The 16648-nt window shown below is 70.6% G+C and carries 20 protein-coding genes and 1 pseudogene; 14 read left to right on the plus strand and 7 right to left on the minus strand.

Annotation, left to right across the window (positions count from 1 at the left end; genetic code table 11):
- Positions 1-6 precede the first annotated feature (6 nt).
- Positions 7-936 (minus strand): DMT family transporter, encoded by a 930-nt coding sequence (locus AC067N_RS36025; protein ID WP_478683158.1) that lies wholly within the window; start codon positions 934-936, stop codon positions 7-9.
- 75 nt (positions 937-1011) lie between these two features.
- Here AC067N_RS36025 and AC067N_RS36030 point away from each other — a divergent pair, with 75 nt between their 5' ends.
- Positions 1012-1917, plus strand: a complete 906-nt coding sequence (locus AC067N_RS36030; protein WP_478683159.1) for a LysR family transcriptional regulator — start codon at positions 1012-1014, stop codon at positions 1915-1917.
- 72 nt (positions 1918-1989) lie between these two features.
- On the opposite strand, the gene AC067N_RS36035 is transcribed toward AC067N_RS36030, so the two are convergent.
- Positions 1990-2457, minus strand: a complete 468-nt coding sequence (locus AC067N_RS36035) for a pyridoxamine 5'-phosphate oxidase family protein (protein WP_478683160.1) — start codon at positions 2455-2457, stop codon at positions 1990-1992.
- Between the two features lie 107 nt (positions 2458-2564).
- Between AC067N_RS36035 and AC067N_RS36040 the strand changes: the two genes are divergently transcribed.
- Positions 2565-3221, plus strand: coding sequence for a cysteine hydrolase family protein (locus AC067N_RS36040; protein WP_478683161.1), 657 nt, complete (start codon positions 2565-2567; stop codon positions 3219-3221).
- A 52-nt stretch (positions 3222-3273) separates the two neighbouring features.
- On the opposite strand, the gene AC067N_RS36045 is transcribed toward AC067N_RS36040, so the two are convergent.
- The 3 genes from AC067N_RS36045 to AC067N_RS36055 all read right to left on the minus strand — a co-directional run bounded on the left by AC067N_RS36045 (position 3274) and on the right by AC067N_RS36055 (position 5504).
- Positions 3274-3759, minus strand: a complete 486-nt coding sequence (locus AC067N_RS36045) for a Rieske (2Fe-2S) protein (RefSeq protein WP_478683162.1) — start codon at positions 3757-3759, stop codon at positions 3274-3276.
- A gap of 235 nt (positions 3760-3994) precedes the next feature.
- Complete coding sequence (locus AC067N_RS36050; protein WP_478683163.1) at positions 3995-4384, minus strand: helix-turn-helix domain-containing protein; 390 nt, start codon at positions 4382-4384, stop codon at positions 3995-3997.
- Between the two features lie 28 nt (positions 4385-4412).
- The gene (locus AC067N_RS36055) at positions 4413-5504 is read right to left on the minus strand and encodes a hypothetical protein (RefSeq protein ID WP_478683164.1); all 1092 of its coding nucleotides are present in this window, start codon (positions 5502-5504) and stop codon (positions 4413-4415) included.
- Between the two features lie 231 nt (positions 5505-5735).
- Between AC067N_RS36055 and AC067N_RS36060 the strand changes: the two genes are divergently transcribed.
- The 12 genes from AC067N_RS36060 to AC067N_RS36115 all read left to right on the plus strand — a co-directional run bounded on the left by AC067N_RS36060 (position 5736) and on the right by AC067N_RS36115 (position 15233).
- Positions 5736-6659 (plus strand): toll/interleukin-1 receptor domain-containing protein, encoded by a 924-nt coding sequence (locus AC067N_RS36060; RefSeq protein ID WP_478683165.1) that lies wholly within the window; start codon positions 5736-5738, stop codon positions 6657-6659.
- On the plus strand, positions 6659-7309 hold the full coding sequence (locus tag AC067N_RS36065) for a hypothetical protein (protein WP_478683166.1): 651 nt from the start codon (positions 6659-6661) through the stop codon (positions 7307-7309). Before AC067N_RS36060 ends, AC067N_RS36065 begins: the two co-directional genes overlap by 1 nt.
- Before the next feature lie 23 nt (positions 7310-7332).
- A complete protein-coding gene (locus tag AC067N_RS36070) occupies positions 7333-7851 on the plus strand; it encodes a hypothetical protein (RefSeq protein ID WP_478683167.1) in 519 nt (172 codons plus the stop codon).
- A gap of 181 nt (positions 7852-8032) precedes the next feature.
- Positions 8033-8500 (plus strand): RipA family octameric membrane protein, encoded by a 468-nt coding sequence (locus AC067N_RS36075; protein ID WP_478683168.1) that lies wholly within the window; start codon positions 8033-8035, stop codon positions 8498-8500.
- Positions 8497-8790: a DUF7701 domain-containing protein gene (locus AC067N_RS36080; RefSeq protein WP_478683169.1), complete on the plus strand. Its 294-nt coding sequence runs from the start codon at positions 8497-8499 to the stop codon at positions 8788-8790. Before AC067N_RS36075 ends, AC067N_RS36080 begins: the two co-directional genes overlap by 4 nt.
- A 178-nt stretch (positions 8791-8968) precedes the next feature.
- Positions 8969-9724: a HipA family kinase gene (locus AC067N_RS36085; protein WP_478683170.1), complete on the plus strand. Its 756-nt coding sequence runs from the start codon at positions 8969-8971 to the stop codon at positions 9722-9724.
- A complete protein-coding gene (locus AC067N_RS36090; protein WP_478683171.1) occupies positions 9721-10131 on the plus strand; it encodes a DUF3037 domain-containing protein in 411 nt (136 codons plus the stop codon). The genes AC067N_RS36085 and AC067N_RS36090 overlap by 4 nt, the downstream gene beginning before the upstream one ends.
- Before the next feature lie 180 nt (positions 10132-10311).
- Positions 10312-11073, plus strand: a complete 762-nt coding sequence (gene fabG / locus AC067N_RS36095) for a 3-oxoacyl-ACP reductase FabG (protein ID WP_478683172.1) — start codon at positions 10312-10314, stop codon at positions 11071-11073.
- Between the two features lie 12 nt (positions 11074-11085).
- Entirely contained in the window at positions 11086-11853 is a 768-nt protein-coding gene (locus AC067N_RS36100; protein ID WP_478683173.1) for an SDR family oxidoreductase, read from the plus strand.
- 225 nt (positions 11854-12078) lie between these two features.
- Complete coding sequence (locus AC067N_RS36105) at positions 12079-13659, plus strand: ABC transporter substrate-binding protein (protein WP_478683174.1); 1581 nt, start codon at positions 12079-12081, stop codon at positions 13657-13659.
- A 215-nt stretch (positions 13660-13874) separates the two neighbouring features.
- Positions 13875-14558 carry a uracil-DNA glycosylase gene (locus AC067N_RS36110; protein WP_478683175.1) on the plus strand — a complete coding sequence of 228 codons (684 nt, stop codon included), beginning with the start codon at positions 13875-13877 and terminating at the stop codon, positions 14556-14558.
- Between the two features lie 186 nt (positions 14559-14744).
- Entirely contained in the window at positions 14745-15233 is a 489-nt protein-coding gene (locus AC067N_RS36115) for a hypothetical protein (RefSeq protein ID WP_478683232.1), read from the plus strand.
- Positions 15234-15357: 124 nt separating this feature from the next.
- Here the strand turns inward: AC067N_RS36115 and AC067N_RS36120 are convergent, their stop codons facing one another.
- On the minus strand, positions 15358-15852 hold the full coding sequence (locus AC067N_RS36120; RefSeq protein ID WP_478683176.1) for a hypothetical protein: 495 nt from the start codon (positions 15850-15852) through the stop codon (positions 15358-15360).
- Between the two features lie 227 nt (positions 15853-16079).
- Positions 16080-16591: pseudogene (locus AC067N_RS36125) on the minus strand (DinB family protein).
- Positions 16592-16648 lie beyond the last annotated feature (57 nt).

Here is a 16648-nt window from a genome sequence, read left to right on the forward strand (position 1 = left end):
GACCCCTCAGCCGCGTGGCTTCGCCTGGGTCAGTGCCGCGCCCGCCAGGACTATCGCGGCTCCCACCGGTGTCGACCAGGTCAGGGATTCGCCGAGGAGCGCCACCCCCGCTGCCGTGGCGATGACCGGGATGAAGTAGGTGACCATCTGGGCGGTGGTCGGGCCGACCTCGGACACGAGGCCGTACTGGACGAGCATCGCGACACCCGTGCCGAGGGCGCCCAGCGCGATCACGGCCACCAGGGGCAGGACCGGGAAGCGGCCGGGCAGGGTGGTGAACAGCGGTGTGACAACAGCGAGTTGGGCGGTGGCCAGGAGCAGCTGGGCGCCGGTGAGGGAGAGCGGGGAGTGGTCGGTACCGGCCAGGGTACGGCGGACGTAGATCCAGCCGACCGGGTAGCTCAGGGAAGCCAGCAGGGCCAACGCGGTGCCCCGGGGGTCGAGGCCGTCGAAGCCCTGCCAGGCGCCGAGGACGGTCAGCACACCCAGGAAGCCGAGGCCCAGACCGGCGACCCGGACCCGCGTCGGCCGGTCCTCGGAGAGCGCGACCAGGGACAGGGCCATCCCCCACAGCGGCGAGGTCGCGTTGCAGATGCCCGCCAGGGAGGAGGGGATCGTCAGCTCGGCGTAGGCGAAGAGCGAGAACGGCAGTGCGTTGAGGAGGAGTGCCGCCACCGCCAGATGCGCCCAGGTGCGGGCGCCGCGCGGCAGCCGCTCACGCCTCACCGCCATCGCCGCCGCCAGGACCAGCGTGCCGAAGGCCAGCCGCCCGAAGGTCACCTGGAAGGGGGCGTAGGCCTCCGTGCCCACCTTGATCAGCAGAAAGCTGAAACCCCAGATGAGGGAGAGGAACCCGAAGCGCAGCCGCCAGTCGACGGTGGCGCGGCGCCGTTCGGAGGCGGGGACAGGGGCTCGGGTGGGCGTCGCCATGGTCATGCCTGACACGATGTCCCCTTGTGATCTCGTAGCACAAGCGAGAATTTGTGAGGCGATTCTCGTAGCATTCCTTATATGTTGAACCTGGAGCGCCTGCGTACCCTCGACGCCCTGGCACGGCACGGCTCGGTCAGCGGCGCGGCGGACGGCCTGCACGTGACCACGTCGGCCGTCTCGCAGCAGATGGCGAAGCTGGAGCGGGAGGTGGGGCAGCAACTGCTCGCGAGGAACGGACGCGGGGTGCGGCTCACCGACGCCGGCCGGCTCCTCGCCGACCATGCCGCACGGATCCTCTCCCAGGTCGAGCTGGCCCAGTCGGACCTGGAGGCCCAGCGTGGACAGGTCGTCGGGGAACTGCGGCTCGCCGCGTTCCCCACAGCGGTACGGGGGCTGTTTCCCGCCGTTTTCCGCACGCTCAGGGCCGACCACCCGGCACTGCGCGTACGGTCACGGGAGCTGGAGCCGGAACTCGCGATCAACGCGGTGGTCCGCGGCGACGCCGACCTGGCCGTCGTCCTCGACTGGTACAACAAGCCGCTGCCCGTACCCGAGGGGCTGGCCCGCGCCTCCATCCTCGACGACCCCGTGGAGGTCGCGCTGCCCGAGGACCATGCGCTCGCCGGACGGGACGAGATCGACCTGGAGGAACTGGCGGACGAGGCGTGGGTGGCCTGGCCCGAGGGCGAGTTCTGCCACGAATGGCTGCTCTACACCCTGCGCGCCAACGGCATCGAGCCCCACATCGCCCACCGGGCCGGCGAACACCACACCCAACTCGCCCTGGTCGCCGCAGGGCTGGGCGTGTGCATCGCCCCCCGGCTGGGGCGCGACCCGATGCCGGCCGGCGTGCGGACCGTGCCCGTACGGCACCGCGTCCACCGCACCGTCTACGCGGTGTGGCGCGCGGACGCCGACCGCAGGCCGTCCATCAGGGCGGCGGTCGAGGCACTCAGGACGGCCGGGGCCGCGTGCGGGGCGTAGGGCGACTCGGGGCGCCGCCCGGGGACGAGAGGTCACGTGCCGGATCCGGCTCGCACCCCCGGCCCCCGATGGTCACGGGGAGCCCAGCTTGCGGAAGTCCCACGAGGCGATCGCTTCCGGGGTCAGGCGCAGCCAGGCGTGTCTGCCGTCGTGCGGCATGTCGTCGATGCCGAAGTTCTTGCGGGCGAAAAGGCGCTCCACCTCCACGAGTTCGGGAAGCGGCTCGCCGGTCCGGGGAACCTCGCCGACCACCTCGACAGTGCCGGACAGTTCGACCCCCCGGAGCTCGCCGTAGTCCTCGCCCGCGTCGACGACGACGGCGCAGCGCGGATCTCGGCGCAGCGTGGACCAGCGTTTGCTGCGGGTGATCGAGTACAGCCAGAGCGAGGTGCCGTCCCAGACGAACCAGAGCGGGCTGACGTGCGGCGCGCCGTCGGCCGAGACCGTCGCGACCCGGCAGGTCCGCTGTGCGCTCAGGAACTCGTCCATCTCACCGGGCTCCATCATGATCTTCCGGCCCCGGCGCTGAGTGACGGCCATGGAACTCCCCTCCGCTGACGTGGCGTCAGATGAGCATGGGTCGTCTTCCGCCCGTGCGCAAGGGGCGTTACGCTCGCCCGCCCCTGCCACCGGCGACGGAGGTCACCGTGGAGTCGTACCCGAGTGAGTCGAATGGGCGGCGGGAGCTGGGCGAGCTCCTCGATCACGCCACCACCGCCCTGCTCACCGTCGAATGCCAGCAGGGCGTCGTGGGACCGGACAGCGCGCTTCCCGAACTCGCCGAGGCGGCCCGCTCCTCGGGGGCGCTCGCGAACGTGGCCCGGCTGGTCGCCGCCGCCCACGCGCACGGGGTCCAGGTCCTGCACGCCGTCGCCGAGCGGCGGCCCGACGGGCGGGCCGCCAACCACAACGCCCGCCTCTTCGAGGCCGCCGCGAGGCTTCCCGTGCAGCAGCTCACGGGCACCAGGGCCGTACGGGTCGCACCGCCCATCGAGGTCGCCCGGGAGGACCTGGTCGTCCGGCGGCTGCACGGACTGTCCCCGCTGGCCGGCACCGATGTCGACGCGCTGCTGCGGAACATCGGCTGCCGCACCCTGATCGTCACCGGTGTCTCGGCCAACGTGGCCGTCCCCAACGCCGTCTTCGACGCGGTGAACCTCGGATACCGCGTCGTGGTGCCCGGGGACGCCATCGCGGGGGTGCCTGCCGAATACACCACCGCGATGATCCGTCACACCCTCGCACTGGTCGCCACGGTCGCGACCACGGACGAGGTGCTGGGCTTCCTCGAGGGCGTCCGGTGACGGCACCGAGACCCTGACGGCCGTCGGGCGGGTCGCGGACGCCCGCCGCGGGTCAGGCCAGCGAGATCGACGTGCCGCTGACGCTGATCTTCTTGGCCGGCAGTGCCTCGGTCGCCGGGCCGCTCTTCACGCTGCCGTCGACGATCGAGAAGTTGCTCTGGTGACAGGGGCAGTTGATCACGCCGTCGGCGACCGTCTTCACGGCACAGCCGCGGTGGGTGCAGGTGGCGGAGAACGCCTTGAACGTGCCCGCCTCCGGCTGCGTGACCACCACGTTCTCGTCCGCGAAGATCTTGCCTCCGCCCTCGGGGATGTCCGTGGTCCTGGCGAGCTCGGCGCCGCCCGAGCCCGAGCCGGCACCGCCGGTGCCGCCGCCGCTCGTGTCGCTGTTCCCGCTGCTGCCCGCGCCCGACGAGCCGGACGCGTCGTCGTCCGACCCGCACGCGGTCAGCGCGACGGCGAGCCCCGCCACGCCGGCCGCCGCCACCACGGTGCGACGGGCCGGGGCCGAAGCGGGTTTGATCGTTTCGCTGGTCATACGGACGAATCCCTCCGGTGTTGCTGCGCTTCCACCCATGGATACGGCGAGTGCGCGCTTGAACGTTCAGACACGGTGCACATCCTGACCTGTCCGGCGTCACGACCGCGTCAGCTGGACCTGTCGTGAAGCTGTCGGTCCGGCGCACCGGCGCTGTGGGCGGAGCGGGCCCGTCAAGGCTCCGGCGGCCGCCCGGACGCGCGAAGCCGCGGAGTGGGTGGTGGCATGGCCCCCGTCAGGCCGGAGTGGTGGAGCCGAATTCATGCGGCTCGATACTGCCGGTGCTGCGGAGGGAGTTGTCGCGCATCTTCCACATGCCGACCAGGGGCGGGGTCGGCCGTTGCCGATAGTCGGGGGCCACGAAGTGCATGGCGCCATCAGGCCAGAGAGCGAGGTAGGCGATGCCCTCGGGAGTGCGGGTGGCGATGACACGCTCCGGCGCCGGCTCGGGGCCGGTCCAGGACGTCGTGGTGAAGGACGGCTGGTGGCCCAGTTGTCGGGCGAGTGCGGCGCGGAAGTTCGTCAGTGACGCCTCGATGCCGGCGTCCGAGTGGAACTTGCGTCCTATGTAGGTGGGCGACCCCGTTGACCGGGGTTGACGCTTGCGGCGTCCGAAGAGGGGCACGGCGGCTCCGGCTGAGTGGTTGTGGCGGTCAGGTGGTGGAGGCGGGGGGTGCGAAGCCGAGGCGGGCCAGATAGGCGCGACAGCGGGCCTTCCAGTCGGCGTCGACCGTGTTGGACAGGCACTTCTCCAGGAGGTGCCCGGCCGCTGTCTGGAGTCCCGCATCGATGATGGCCGCCTCCTGCTTCTCCAGGGCGTCCGCGAGCCTGCGTTTGCTGCCCGAGTCCGCCATGTCGAGCAGCGCCAGGGCTTCGATCGCCGCGGACAGGTCCATGTTCAGGAGAACCGGAATCAGGCGACGCGGTACCCCGACGTCGTCGGTGCCGTTCGCGACGGCGACGACATGCTCGAAGAGCGCCGGGTCGACGGGGCGGGTCCGGTACAGGTCGGCGAGGAGCTCCACGGTCATGCGCTGCACTCCTTGCTCGGCGCTGGAAAGGAGCGTGTACAGGGCGTCCTCGTCCAGTGCGCCGCGGGCGGCGAGGGACCGCAGCGCCGCCTTGCGGAGTGTCTTGTCCTCCCACTCGTCCACGGCGATGGCCTGCGCCACTCTGAGGTCGGTCCCGGTCAGCCTGGAGGGGTCGCTCAGGAGCGGCCTGGTCGCCTTCCGCAGGTTGCGGTCCGCCATCTGTCCGAGAGCGATGTAGAAGAGCTTCGAGAGTTCACGGCGGAGAACCTGGGGGAAGTTGCCCGGACTGTACGGGACGGCGGTCAGTCTGCGCTCCTTCTCTATCTCCCGCAGTGTGGTGACCAGGTCCCTTTCGTTCTCCGGAATGGCGCTGACGTCGGTCTGGGGCGGGAACAACGAATCGAGGACCAGGTATCTCCGGTACGTCTTCTCCAGACACAGCACCAGAAACGGCTTCCCGGCCAGCAGGGCCTCGGTCACCTCTGTTTCCCATGTGATGCGGCCGATGTGCTCGACGATGACGAAGACGCAGACATCCGCTTCCTGAACCGTCGCACGGGAGTTCTCCTCCCAGTTCGACGTGATGGAGTTGATGTAGTGCACCGTGCCCGAGAGGAAATGAAAGGGAACGCCGCCGAAATCATTGACGATCTCGGCGAACTGGTCCTCGACCTGTTCCGTGTCGGCGGCACCGCAGAGCATTACCCGGAGCATGCTGCATCTTGGCACGCGCCAACTGGCTGATGACATGGACCGGGTGCCTCGAGCGGGTTTCTACGCCGGTGCCGTGGACACCCAACGGCTGTACGGCGTATGGCTCTTCACCCTCGTGCCCGGCTTTCCGCCGCCCCGGCCCACGGCTGACCCACGTACGTGCGAAGTACGACTGTTCGAGTGTTTCCCGCGGTTCGGCTTCGGGGAGGCAACAGCCCGGGGGTGTGGGGTATGAGTGTCAGCGGTTTCTGGTCGTACTCGCGCCAGGCCGACGACGCCGACCGTGGGAGGGTCGCCGAGTTGGCCCGGCTGGTAGCCGACGAATATCGAAATCTCACCGGCACGCGCCTCGACCTCTATCTCGATGTGGACAGCAATCAACTGGGCGTGGACTGGCGGCAGAAGATCAATGAGAGCCTGCGCATCTCGAAGTTCCTCGTCTCCGTCGTCAGCCCGCTCTACTACTGGAGCCCTGAATGCCAGAGAGAGCTGGGCTACTTCCTGCGCAAGGCCCGTGATCTCGGTCGCTCCGAAGTGCTGATTCCCATCCGTTACATCGGGTCGGGATACCCGGACCACCCGATGACACCGGTGCTGGACAGATACCACTGGGAGGACTGGACCGCACTTCGCCTGTCCGAGCCGAACGGAGAGGCGCACCGCCGCGCCGTGCACGCGGTGGCGTCCCGGTTGGCTCGGTTGGCGGCACCGCCCGCTGCCGGGGCCCCCGTCGCCGAGCCCACCGCCGTCGAGCCCGCCGTCCCCGAGTTCACCGCCTCCGAGCCGTCCGTTCCGCTCGCCGTCCTGACGGAGGCGCTCGAGACGTTCACCGAGGCCTCCCCGAGGTTCGCCGGGCGGGTGCGGGCCGGTGACATCCACACCGGAGTGTCCGGACTGCTCGATTCCGCCACCGCGTTCGCCGACGCCCTCTGGGAGATGGACGACCTCGCGGCCGCGCACGCACCGGCCGGCAGGGAGTTCTCCGCCGTCGCCGGCAAAGCGAGAAGCGCGTTGAACACGCTGATGCGCCCAGTGGCCGATCTGCGCCACAGGGACGGCCTGCCCGAGCGCACCCGGCTGCTCTGTGTCCTGCTGCAGGCCGCGTTGGTCGACGCGCGGACCACGATCGAAGCCTGGACGCCGGGGAGGCACTGATGAATCGGGACGCGGTGCGCCGGGTGGCGGAGCGGGCCGGACAACTGCAGGGCGAGATCGCTCACGTCGCCCGTGGCGACCTGCCCGACCATATCCGGGCGGCCGTGGAGGTCGCGGCAGAGGCGGCCGAGAGGTCCGTCGAGCTGGCCGAGTCCGTGCTGGCCGGCGAGTCGGCCGTCGCCCTGGCCAACAGGGCGGCGGACAATTTCGTCCTCGCCTCCGAGCAGATGGCCGAGATCCTGGCCGCGCTCGGCACCCCGCGTACGGAACCGGCGCGGAAGCTGCCACTGGCCGACAGCGCGGGCGCGGTCACCGAGCCCCGCGCGCAGGGGGGCCACACGGTCTCGCCCGAACTCACCCCGCAGACGCCGTACTACTTCCCGGGCGGTCTCGTCCTCAACGTGGTCGTGCCGAGAGGTTTCTACTCCGAGCCGTGGTGGCGCGACATCGGACTGCGCACGGCTGCCGGCGCCCTGACGACCGTACAGGTCGGTGAGCTGGCCCTGGACTTCTACGACACGGTCCTCGCCCACCGGGAGGGCAGGCCCTCGGTGGCGGACTGGGCGAACGGCGTCGACACCACGGCAGGCAGGGCGCAGCGATGGTGGGAGTACCTGGATCCCGGAGACGTTCCCGACTGGCTCATCTGAGTGGTCATCAACGGAGGTGTGACATGGTGCCGGACCCGAAAGCCCTGCTCCTGCGCAGGGACGGCGCGACGTACCGGCTGGCCGGGGACGGCGACCGCGGCGAGGTCTTCTCGGTGCTGGAGACGAAGGACACCGTAGGCGGCACCGGGGTGCTGCGGGAGATCAGGCTCGACCTGCCCGGCCTGCCGGACGTCCCATGGCTGCGCTACAGCCCCGGCCGACGAGCGTCCGCGGTGCGCATGGCCAAGAAGGCGGGGGTGAGCGCCGCCGCCCAGGCCGCCATGTGGATGTCCCGGCAGAGCGCGCGCAACGGGGTCTACTCGGCGCAGGGCGTGATCTACCGGACGGCGCCCGTGGATGTCGCGGAGCCCTCGGCGCTGGCCCGGTTCACCAAGGGAGGGCTGACCGTCGGGATGATGTGGAAGGACCTCAAGGACTTCGCGAAGCGGCCGGTGGAGGGGTACTACACCAAGGACCACACGCTTGTCGTCCTCGGCCGGATTCGCACCACCGACCTCAAGGAGCGCTACGAGTTGCTGTGACGGATCGCATGCGCGGCGCGTCCGGGAATCCGTCCGGGCATCCGCGGCACGGCGGGCCGTCCGTCGTGCGGCGCCCCCTGACCTCCGGCCCTCGCCGAAGGTGCGCGGGCGCCTTGATCCGGAGTGGGCACCGGCATGTCGGGACGAGTCCTCGTCAGCAGTCTTCGTCGGAGGGTTTCGGGTGAGTGAAGCCACCCCACCGGGGCAGCGGGCCGAATTACTGGAGCTCTACAAGCTCTCCGTCGAGATGGCAGACCGGGTGTCCGCACGGCGCGGAACCGCCAACGCCTTCTTCCTCTCGGTGCAGACCACGTTCGTCGCCCTGATGAGCTACGGCATCCCCAGGCTCTCCCAGTCGCCCTGGTGGGTCTCGCTCGCCGCGGTGCTGGCCGGTATCACCCTGTCAGCCACCTGGTGGATGCAGCTCCGTAGCTATCGGGCACTCAACGCCGCGAAGTTCAAGGTCATCACCAGGCTGGAGAAGCGTCTCCCGGTGAACGTCTTCGCCGAGGAGTGGGAGGAGTTGAAGGGCGAGCCCGTCCCCTCATGGCGCAAGCGCTACGCCGAACTGGGCGTGTCCGAACGCACGGTCCCTCTGGTCTTCGTCGCCGCCCACCTGATCCTTTTCGTGGGCACACTGACCGTATGACCTATCTCGATTCCCTCGCCGACCTGATCCGGTCCTGCCTCCCCGCGGAGGCCGAGCCCCCCGAGGACTCCGACGACCTGTTCCGCATGTACGCGGTGCTTCTGAAGGCGAAAGGGGAGCAGGTCACCGACGAGGATGTCCACGACGCGTGGTCGGCCTGGATGCAGTCGGTGGACAGCACCCATGCGGCGCTTGTTCCCTTCGGGGACCTCGATCCCGGGATCCGCGCGTTCGACGCTCCCTATGCGGAGGCGATCCGCGCGGCCACCAGAAGACTGTGCGCCGGCTGACCCGCAGCCACGTCTCCGTCGTGCCGGCGGAGGCAGGCCCCGGCCGTCCCCCGGCGCGGCGGCTCGGACACACCTCACCGGTGATCACCCCCGGTTACACTGCTCACTTCGTGCCGGAGGCCGAAGCAAGGGGCGGACGGCCGTTGACGGAAGCGGATGAAGTGGGTGGCCGGAGAACATGCTGAGTGAGGTCGCCGCGACCCGCTACATCACACCCCTGCGGGAGGGCGGCTCGCTCCCCGGACTGGTCGAGGCCGACGACCGCGGGACGTACGTCCTGAAGTTCACCGGCGCCGGACAGGGCCGCAAGACCCTCGTCGCGGAGGTCGTCTGCGGAGAACTGGCCCGGCGGCTGGGCCTGCGCGTCCCCCGCCTCGTGACCGTCGACCTCGACCCCGTGCTGGGGCTCGGCGAGCCGGACGAGCAGGTGCAGGAACTGCTGAAGTCCAGCGGCGGCACCAACCTCGGCATGGACTTCCTGACCCGGGCGATCGGCTTCGACCCGCTCGCGTTCGAGGTGAGCCCCGAGGAGGCCGGGCGGATCGTCTGGTTCGACGCGCTGATCAACAACGTCGACCGGTCCTGGCGCAACCCGAACATGCTCATGTGGCACGGCGAACCGTGGCTCATCGACCACGGCGCCACCATGATCTGGCACCACCACTGGCCCGGCGCCCGCACCTCCGCGGCCAAGCCGTACGACGCCTCCGACCACGCCCTGGCCCGCTTCGGCCCCGATGTCGCGACGGCCGCCGCCGCGCTCGCGCCCCTGATCACCGAGGACCTCCTCGCCGAGGTGACCGCCGAGATCCCGGACGTGTGGCTGACGGACGAGCCCGGCTTCGACACACCGGACGCCCTGCGCCGGGCGTACGCGGAACCACTGCTCGCGCGGGCCGCCGGCATTCACGAACGCATCGAGGGGATCGAGTGAGCGACCGCTTCCTGGCCACCGGGGCGACCGGGCAGGACGTCTACGAGTACGCGCTGCTGCGCGTCGTGCCGCGGATCGAGCGCGGCGAGTGCTTCAACGCCGGCGTCCTCGTCTACAGCCGCTCCCGGGCCGTCGTGGCGGCCCGCACGCATCTCGACGAGACCAAGCTGCTCGCCCTGGACCCCGGGGCGGACGTGGCGGGCGTGCGGGCCGCGCTGCGGGCCGTGGAGGGCGTGTGCGCCGGCGGGGAGGCGGCGGGGCAGGCCGCCCGTGACGACGCCGGACGGCGGTTCCGGTGGCTGGTCGCGCCGCGGTCCACGGTCGTGCAGGCCGGACCCGTGCACACCGGGCTCACCTCCGACCCGGTGGCCGAGGCCGCGCGGTTGCTCGACCTGCTGGTCAGATGACACCCCGGCGGCCGGGTGGCGACACACCGCCGATCGGCCGGGCGTAAGGGATCACACCTGGTGGGGCGTTGACACCGGGTGCCAGGACTTCTAGCGTCACGGGTGCTGAAGGTACTAAGCGGTCGCTCACCGGGTGGGCGGGCCGCAGGAGCCGCATCCCAAGGGCGAGGAGAACCAGCAATGTCCACCACTGAGCAGCGTGTCGCCGTGGTCACGGGTGGCGCGCGCGGCATCGGCGCCGCGACCGCCGTACGACTGGCCGCCGAGGGGCGGGCCGTCGCGGTGATCGACCTCGACGAGGCCGCGTGCAAGGACACCGTGGAGAAGATCACCGCCGCCGGCGGCAAGGCGCTCGCGGTCGGCTGCGACGTCTCCGACGAGGCCCAGGTCGAGGCCGCGGTCACCCGTATCGCCGAGGAGCTGGGCGCGCCGACGATCCTGGTCAACAACGCGGGCGTGCTCCGCGACAACCTGCTGTTCAAGATGAGCGCCGCCGACTGGGACACGGTCATGAACGTGCACCTGCGCGGCGCCTTCCTGATGGCGAAGGCCGTCCAGAAGTACATGGTCGAGGCCAAGTTCGGGCGGATCGTCAACCTGTCCTCGTCCTCCGCGCTCGGCAACCGCGGCCAGGCCAACTACTCCGCCGCCAAGGCCGGTCTCCAGGGCTTCACCAAGACCCTCGCCATCGAACTCGGCAAGTTCGGCGTCACCGCCAACGCGGTCGCCCCCGGCTTCATCGTCACCGACATGACCGCCGCCACCGCCGCCCGTGTCGGCATGGGCTTCGAGGAGTTCCAGGCCGCGGCCGCCACCCAGATCCCGGTCCAGCGCGTCGGCCGGCCGGAGGACATCGCGGGCGCCATCGCCTACTTCACGGGCGAGGACGCCGGATTCGTCTCCGGCCAGGTGCTGTACGTCGCCGGCGGACCGCTCAACTAGAGGACCGGGAACATGACTTCGGTGGAACTCCCCGAGCTTTCGGGCAAGGTCGCCCTGATCACCGGCGCCAGCCGCGGCATCGGCTACGGCATCGCCGAGGCCCTCGTGGCGCGCGGCGACCGGGTGTGCATCACGGGCCGCAACGAGGACGCCCTCAAGGAGGCCGTCGAGACGCTCGGCGCCGACCGCGTGATCGGCGTCGCTGGCAAGGCCCACGACGAGGCGCACCAGGCCCAGGCCGTCGAGCGCACGATGGAGGCGTTCGGACGCGTCGACTTCCTGGTCAACAACGCCGGCACGAACCCGGTCTTCGGGCCGATCGCCGACCTCGACCTGAACGTGGCCCGCAAGGTGTTCGAGACCAATGTCGTCTCGGCGCTCGGCTTCGCCCAGCGGACCTGGCACGCCTGGCAGAAGGACAACGGCGGCGCGATCGTCAACATCGCCTCCGTCGCCGGTGTCTCCGCCTCGCCGTTCATCGGCGCGTACGGCATCAGCAAGGCCGCCATGATCAACCTGACCCTCCAGCTGGCGCACGAGTTCTCGCCGAAGGTGCGGGCCAACGCGATCGCGCCCGCCGTGGTGAAGACCAAGTTCGCCCAGGCACTGTACGAGGGCCGGGAGGCCGAGGCCGCCTCCGCCTACCCGCTCGGCCGGCTCGGCGTGCCCTCCGACATCGGCGGCGCCGCCGCGTTCCTCACCTCCGAGCAGTCCGACTGGATCACCGGCCAGACGCTCGTGGTCGACGGCGGGATCTTCCTCAACGCCGGGGTCGGCTGACCCGGCGCCGGGCGCCCGGCCCGCGGGCGGGCACCGGTGGCATTCCGACGGCTTCACCCTTGGCCTTCGCCGAATGTCCCCGGTGCCCGCCACAGGCCCTCACAGGGGCTCCGTGAAGCCGTCACAAGGAGCTGATCAAGGGTTCTGCCAGCCGGGCGGTGGCGTCCGGCGGGGCCTGCGGTATCGTTCGGCCACTCTTGGTACGGCATTTCGAGGAGCATGCACGTGTTCAACCGGAACCGATACTTGCCGCCTCTCGCGGCGGTCGCGTCCATATCCATGGTGGCCGGGTGTGGTGTGTTCTCCTCGGACGCCTCGGAGGAGCAGGCGCCGATCATCGTGGGCACCACCAGCGCGCCCAGCACGCTGGACCCCGCGGCCGCCTGGGACAGCTCCTGGGAGCTGATGCGCAACGTCTTCCAGCCCCTGCTGAACTACACCCCCGGCGGGTCCGACCCCGAGCCGGACGCGGCCGAGAGCTGCGAGTTCACCGACAGCTCCAGCACGGTGTACGCCTGCACGCTGCGCGAGGGCCTGAAGTTCTCCAACGGGAACACACTGGACGCCAAGGCGGTCAAGTACTCCTTCGACCGGATCAAGAAGATCAACGTCAACGGTGGCCCCGCGGGTCTGCTGACCACCCTCTCCCGGGTGCAGACGAAGGGCGACCGCGAGGTCGTCTTCCACCTCAGCCAGCCCGACGCGACCTTCCCGCTCGTGCTCACCACCCCGGCCATGTCGATCGTCGACCCGGCGGAGTACCCCGCGGACAAGCTCCGCGAGGACGGCGAGATCACCGGCTCCGGGCCGTACAACCTGGAGTCCTACGAGGAGGGCAAGTCGGCCGAGCTGGTCAGCAACGGCAACTACAAGGGCATCGCCGACCGCAAGAACTCCGCGGTCACCATCCGGTACTTCCAGCAGTCGGACGAGCTGGTCAAGGCCCTCAAGGCCAAGGAGATCGGCGTCGTCTACCGCGGTCTCGGCGCCGCGGACGTGGTGGACATCCAGGCCAACCGCGAGGAGGAGGGCCTCCAGATCGTCGAGAACCCCACCACCGAGATCAGCTACCTGGTGTTCAACCCGAAGTACGAGTGGGCCAAGAACCCCGCCGTCCGCAAGGCGGTCGCCCAGGTCCTCGACCGGCCGGCGCTCGCCCACAACGTCTACAAGGACACCGTCGAGCCGCTGTACTCCATGATCCCTAGGGGTCTGGTCGGCCACACCACGGGATTCTTCGACGACTACGGCAACCCCAGCGCCTCCAAGGCCAGGAAGATCCTGGAGGGCGCGGGCATCACCGAGCCCGTCCCGCTGACCCTCTGGTACACCAGCGACCGCTACGGCTCCCAGACCAAGCCCGCCTTCGAGGAGCTGAAGCGCCAGCTGGAGGAGTCCGGCCTCTTCACGGTCACGCTGAAGAGCCGCCCCTGGAAGACCTACTTCAAGGGCTACCAGAAGGGCGAGTACCCGGTGTTCGGGCGTGGCTGGAACCCCGACTTCAACGACGCCGACAACTTCATCGCGCCCTTCGTGGGCCGGCAGAACGCCCTCGGCACCCCGTACGAGTCGCCGGAGATCACCGATGAGCTGCTGCCGGAGTCCCGTGCGGAGAGCGACCGCGGTGCCGTCGGCGAGGAGTTCGAGGAGGCCCAGCAGATCCTGCTGGACGACGCCCGGCTGATCCCCCTGTGGCAGGGCAAGCTGTACGTGGCCGCGGACGAGGAGGTCGCGGGCCTCGAGAAGCTCATCGACCCGGCGACGATGATGACCATGTGGGAACTCTCCTGGAAGACCAGCTGGTAGGTCCCGGGTCCGATCCGCCCGTCCCCCGTGCCGGCCCGCCCGTCCCCGAGGCGGGCCGGTGGCCCCGGTGGTGCGGCCGGTACTTCCGGTGGGCGGCCCCGATTGTCAGTGGGCGCCTGTAGGTTCTGTGCTCTGACGGCGGCCGCGCCTCGCGCGGCCGCCCATGGCCGTGCGAGGCGCGGCCGTGAAGTGAGCGCACACCGGAGGAAGTTGACGTGACCGACATCGCCATGCTGCCCGAGTCCTGGCGCGGGGTCCTGGGGGACGAGCTGCAGCAGCCCTACTTCAAGGAACTCATCGAGTTCGTCGAGGAGGAGCGAGCCAAGGGTCCCGTCTACCCCCCGCGCGAAGAGGTCTTCGCCGCCCTCGACGCCACCCCGTACGAGCGGGTGAAGGTACTCGTCCTCGGCCAGGACCCCTACCACGGAGAGGGCCAGGGCCACGGCCTGTGCTTCTCCGTGCGCCCCGGTGTGAAGACCCCGCCCTCCCTGCGGAACATCTACAAGGAGATGCAGGCCGAGCTGGGCACCCCGATCCCGGACAACGGCTATCTGATGCCCTGGGCCGAGCAGGGCGTGCTTCTGCTCAACGCGGTGCTCACGGTCCGTGGCGGTGAGGCCAACTCCCACAAGGGCAAGGGCTGGGAGAAGTTCACCGACGCCGTGATCCGCGCCGTCGCCGACCGGCCCGACCCGGCCGTCTTCGTGCTCTGGGGCAACTACGCGCAGAAGAAGCTCCCGCTGATCGACGAGGAGCGCCACATCGTGGTGAAGGGCGCGCACCCCTCGCCGCTGTCGGCCAAGAAGTTCTTCGGCTCCCGCCCGTTCACCCAGATCAACGAGGCGATCGCCCGCCAGGGCCACGAGCCGATCGACTGGACCATCCCGAACCTCGGCTGACCCGAGTCGTCGCTCCGGCGGCCACCGGCCGTCCTCCGTTCGGCGGCGGGGCGCCCCGGCGGCCGTACGGAGCAGCCTGACCTGGATTGCCGGTGCCTGCGGTTAGCGTCGGCGGGGACAGACGGCACCGGGGCGACGAGTGTGGAGGACGCGGTGGAGCGACAGGAGCAGGCGGCGCCGGACGCCATGATGACTCGCATCGGGCAGACGGTCATGCTGCACCACGCCGGTGACCGCGAGGAGGCCCGGGGCCGCTTCCTGCAGCTGTGGCAGGAGGTCGGCGAGGACGGGGACCCGTTCCACCGCTGCACCCTGGCGCACTACATGGCGGACACCCAGGACGATCCGGTCGACGAGCTGGCGTGGGACCTCAGGGCCCTGTCGGCGGCGGACGAGCTGACCGACGAGCGGGTGGCCGCGCACCACGAGGGCCTCGCGGTGCGCGGCTTCTACCCCTCGCTGCACCTGAACCTCGCCGCCGACTACGCCAGGCTCGGCCGCCACGAGGCCGCACGCAGCCATCTGGCCCTCGCCAAGGGCACGCTGGGCGCACTGACGGACGACGGCTACGGCGACGGCGTCCGGGCCGCCCTCGCACGACTGGAGGCCCGCCTCGACGAGGAGAGCCCGTCCTCCGGAGAGGAGACACCGGGGCCGCCGAGACAGAGGCCGTAGGTGTGTGGCCCTGAGAGGTCGGGGACGCGGCCGGCGGCCGCCGGTGCGTGCCACGCTCCGCGGCCCGGGCGTCGAACGCAGACCCGGGTCGCCCCGACGCCGCACCAGGCCGTCCGGAGGGCTTTCAACGGCCGTAGACGTCCTCGCAGATGACGGCCTGAGGGGTGTCCTCACCCCAGCCGCCGTACTTGTGACCGAGCGCGCAGACGTCCCCGTTCCTCGGCGGCTTCGCCCGGTTGGTCTCCGGGATCTGCGGGATCTCGATGTGCGGCCTCGACCTGGGCGGCGGGCCCGGCCATCGTGGCGGGTCGGTCCGCTTCCGGCGCGGAGCCGGTGCCGTGGGTGTGGACGCGGCGGCCGGAGCCGAGGTGGCGGCGGGCCGGGGTGCCGAGGACGTGCTCGGTGTGGGACGCCGCGGCGGGCCGATCAGCGCCAGCGCCTCCCGTGCCGGGGCCTGCACGACCCGGGTCTCGGTCGTGCCGTCCGGCCGGGGCTCCGACGACTGCGACGGAGTGGGCGGTGTTCCGGGCGGAAGCGGGCGGTGCACGGTCACGCAGCCGGCGAGAGCCGAGACGGCCACGGTGACCAGGAGCGTTGCGGTGGTGGTCGGTCGATGCACGCGCGCAACTCTGCTGTGTCCGCGCCGCTTCCGGGAGAGGATGGGCGGTGGATGCCCCCGCACGGGTGACCCCGGGCCCCCCGGGCGGCGCCTGCATCCCCGCGTGCGGGGAGAACTCCGGGCGCCCGATCCCGGGCCTCCGCCAACCGGACGACCATCCGCCAACCGGACGACCATCCGTCCCCAGGACGACCCCCCGTCCCCAGGAGCCGGGGCCGCCGTCCGCCTCAGTGTCCCGTCGCCCCGTCGATCCGTTCGCGGAGGAGATCGGCGTGGCCGTTGTGGCGGGCGTACTCCTCGATCATGTGGGTGTAGATCCACCGGAGGCTGGGGGCCTCGCCCCCGCGCCCGTGCGCCGACTCGGCCACGTCGTCCAGGGCGGCGCGCTCGGCGTTGCGCCGGGCGACGGCGATCTCGCCCTGCCAGACGCGGTACGCCTCCTCCCAGGTGTCCCCTTCGGTGACGTGGAACTCGCCGTCCGGGTCCTCGTCGCTGAAGTAGATCGGCCCCTGGTCGTCACCGGCGAGCACCTTGCGGAACCAGATGCGCTCCACCTCCGCCATGTGCCTCACAAGGCCCATGGGGACAGCTCGGAGGGCGGCACCGAGGCGGTTCTCAACCGGGCGTCGTCCAGGCCCTCGCACTTGAGTGCGAGAGTCGCACGGTGGTGGTCGAGCCATCCTTCGAGCATGGCCCGTTCGCCGGCGGTGACGGAGGGTTCGGTGCGCTGAGATGTCATGTCCGCATCCTCGCCTACCTGATCCCGCACGGCCACGCCCTATGCTGGGGCCTCGGC

The organism is Streptomyces sp. NPDC042364 (assembly GCF_056437585.1).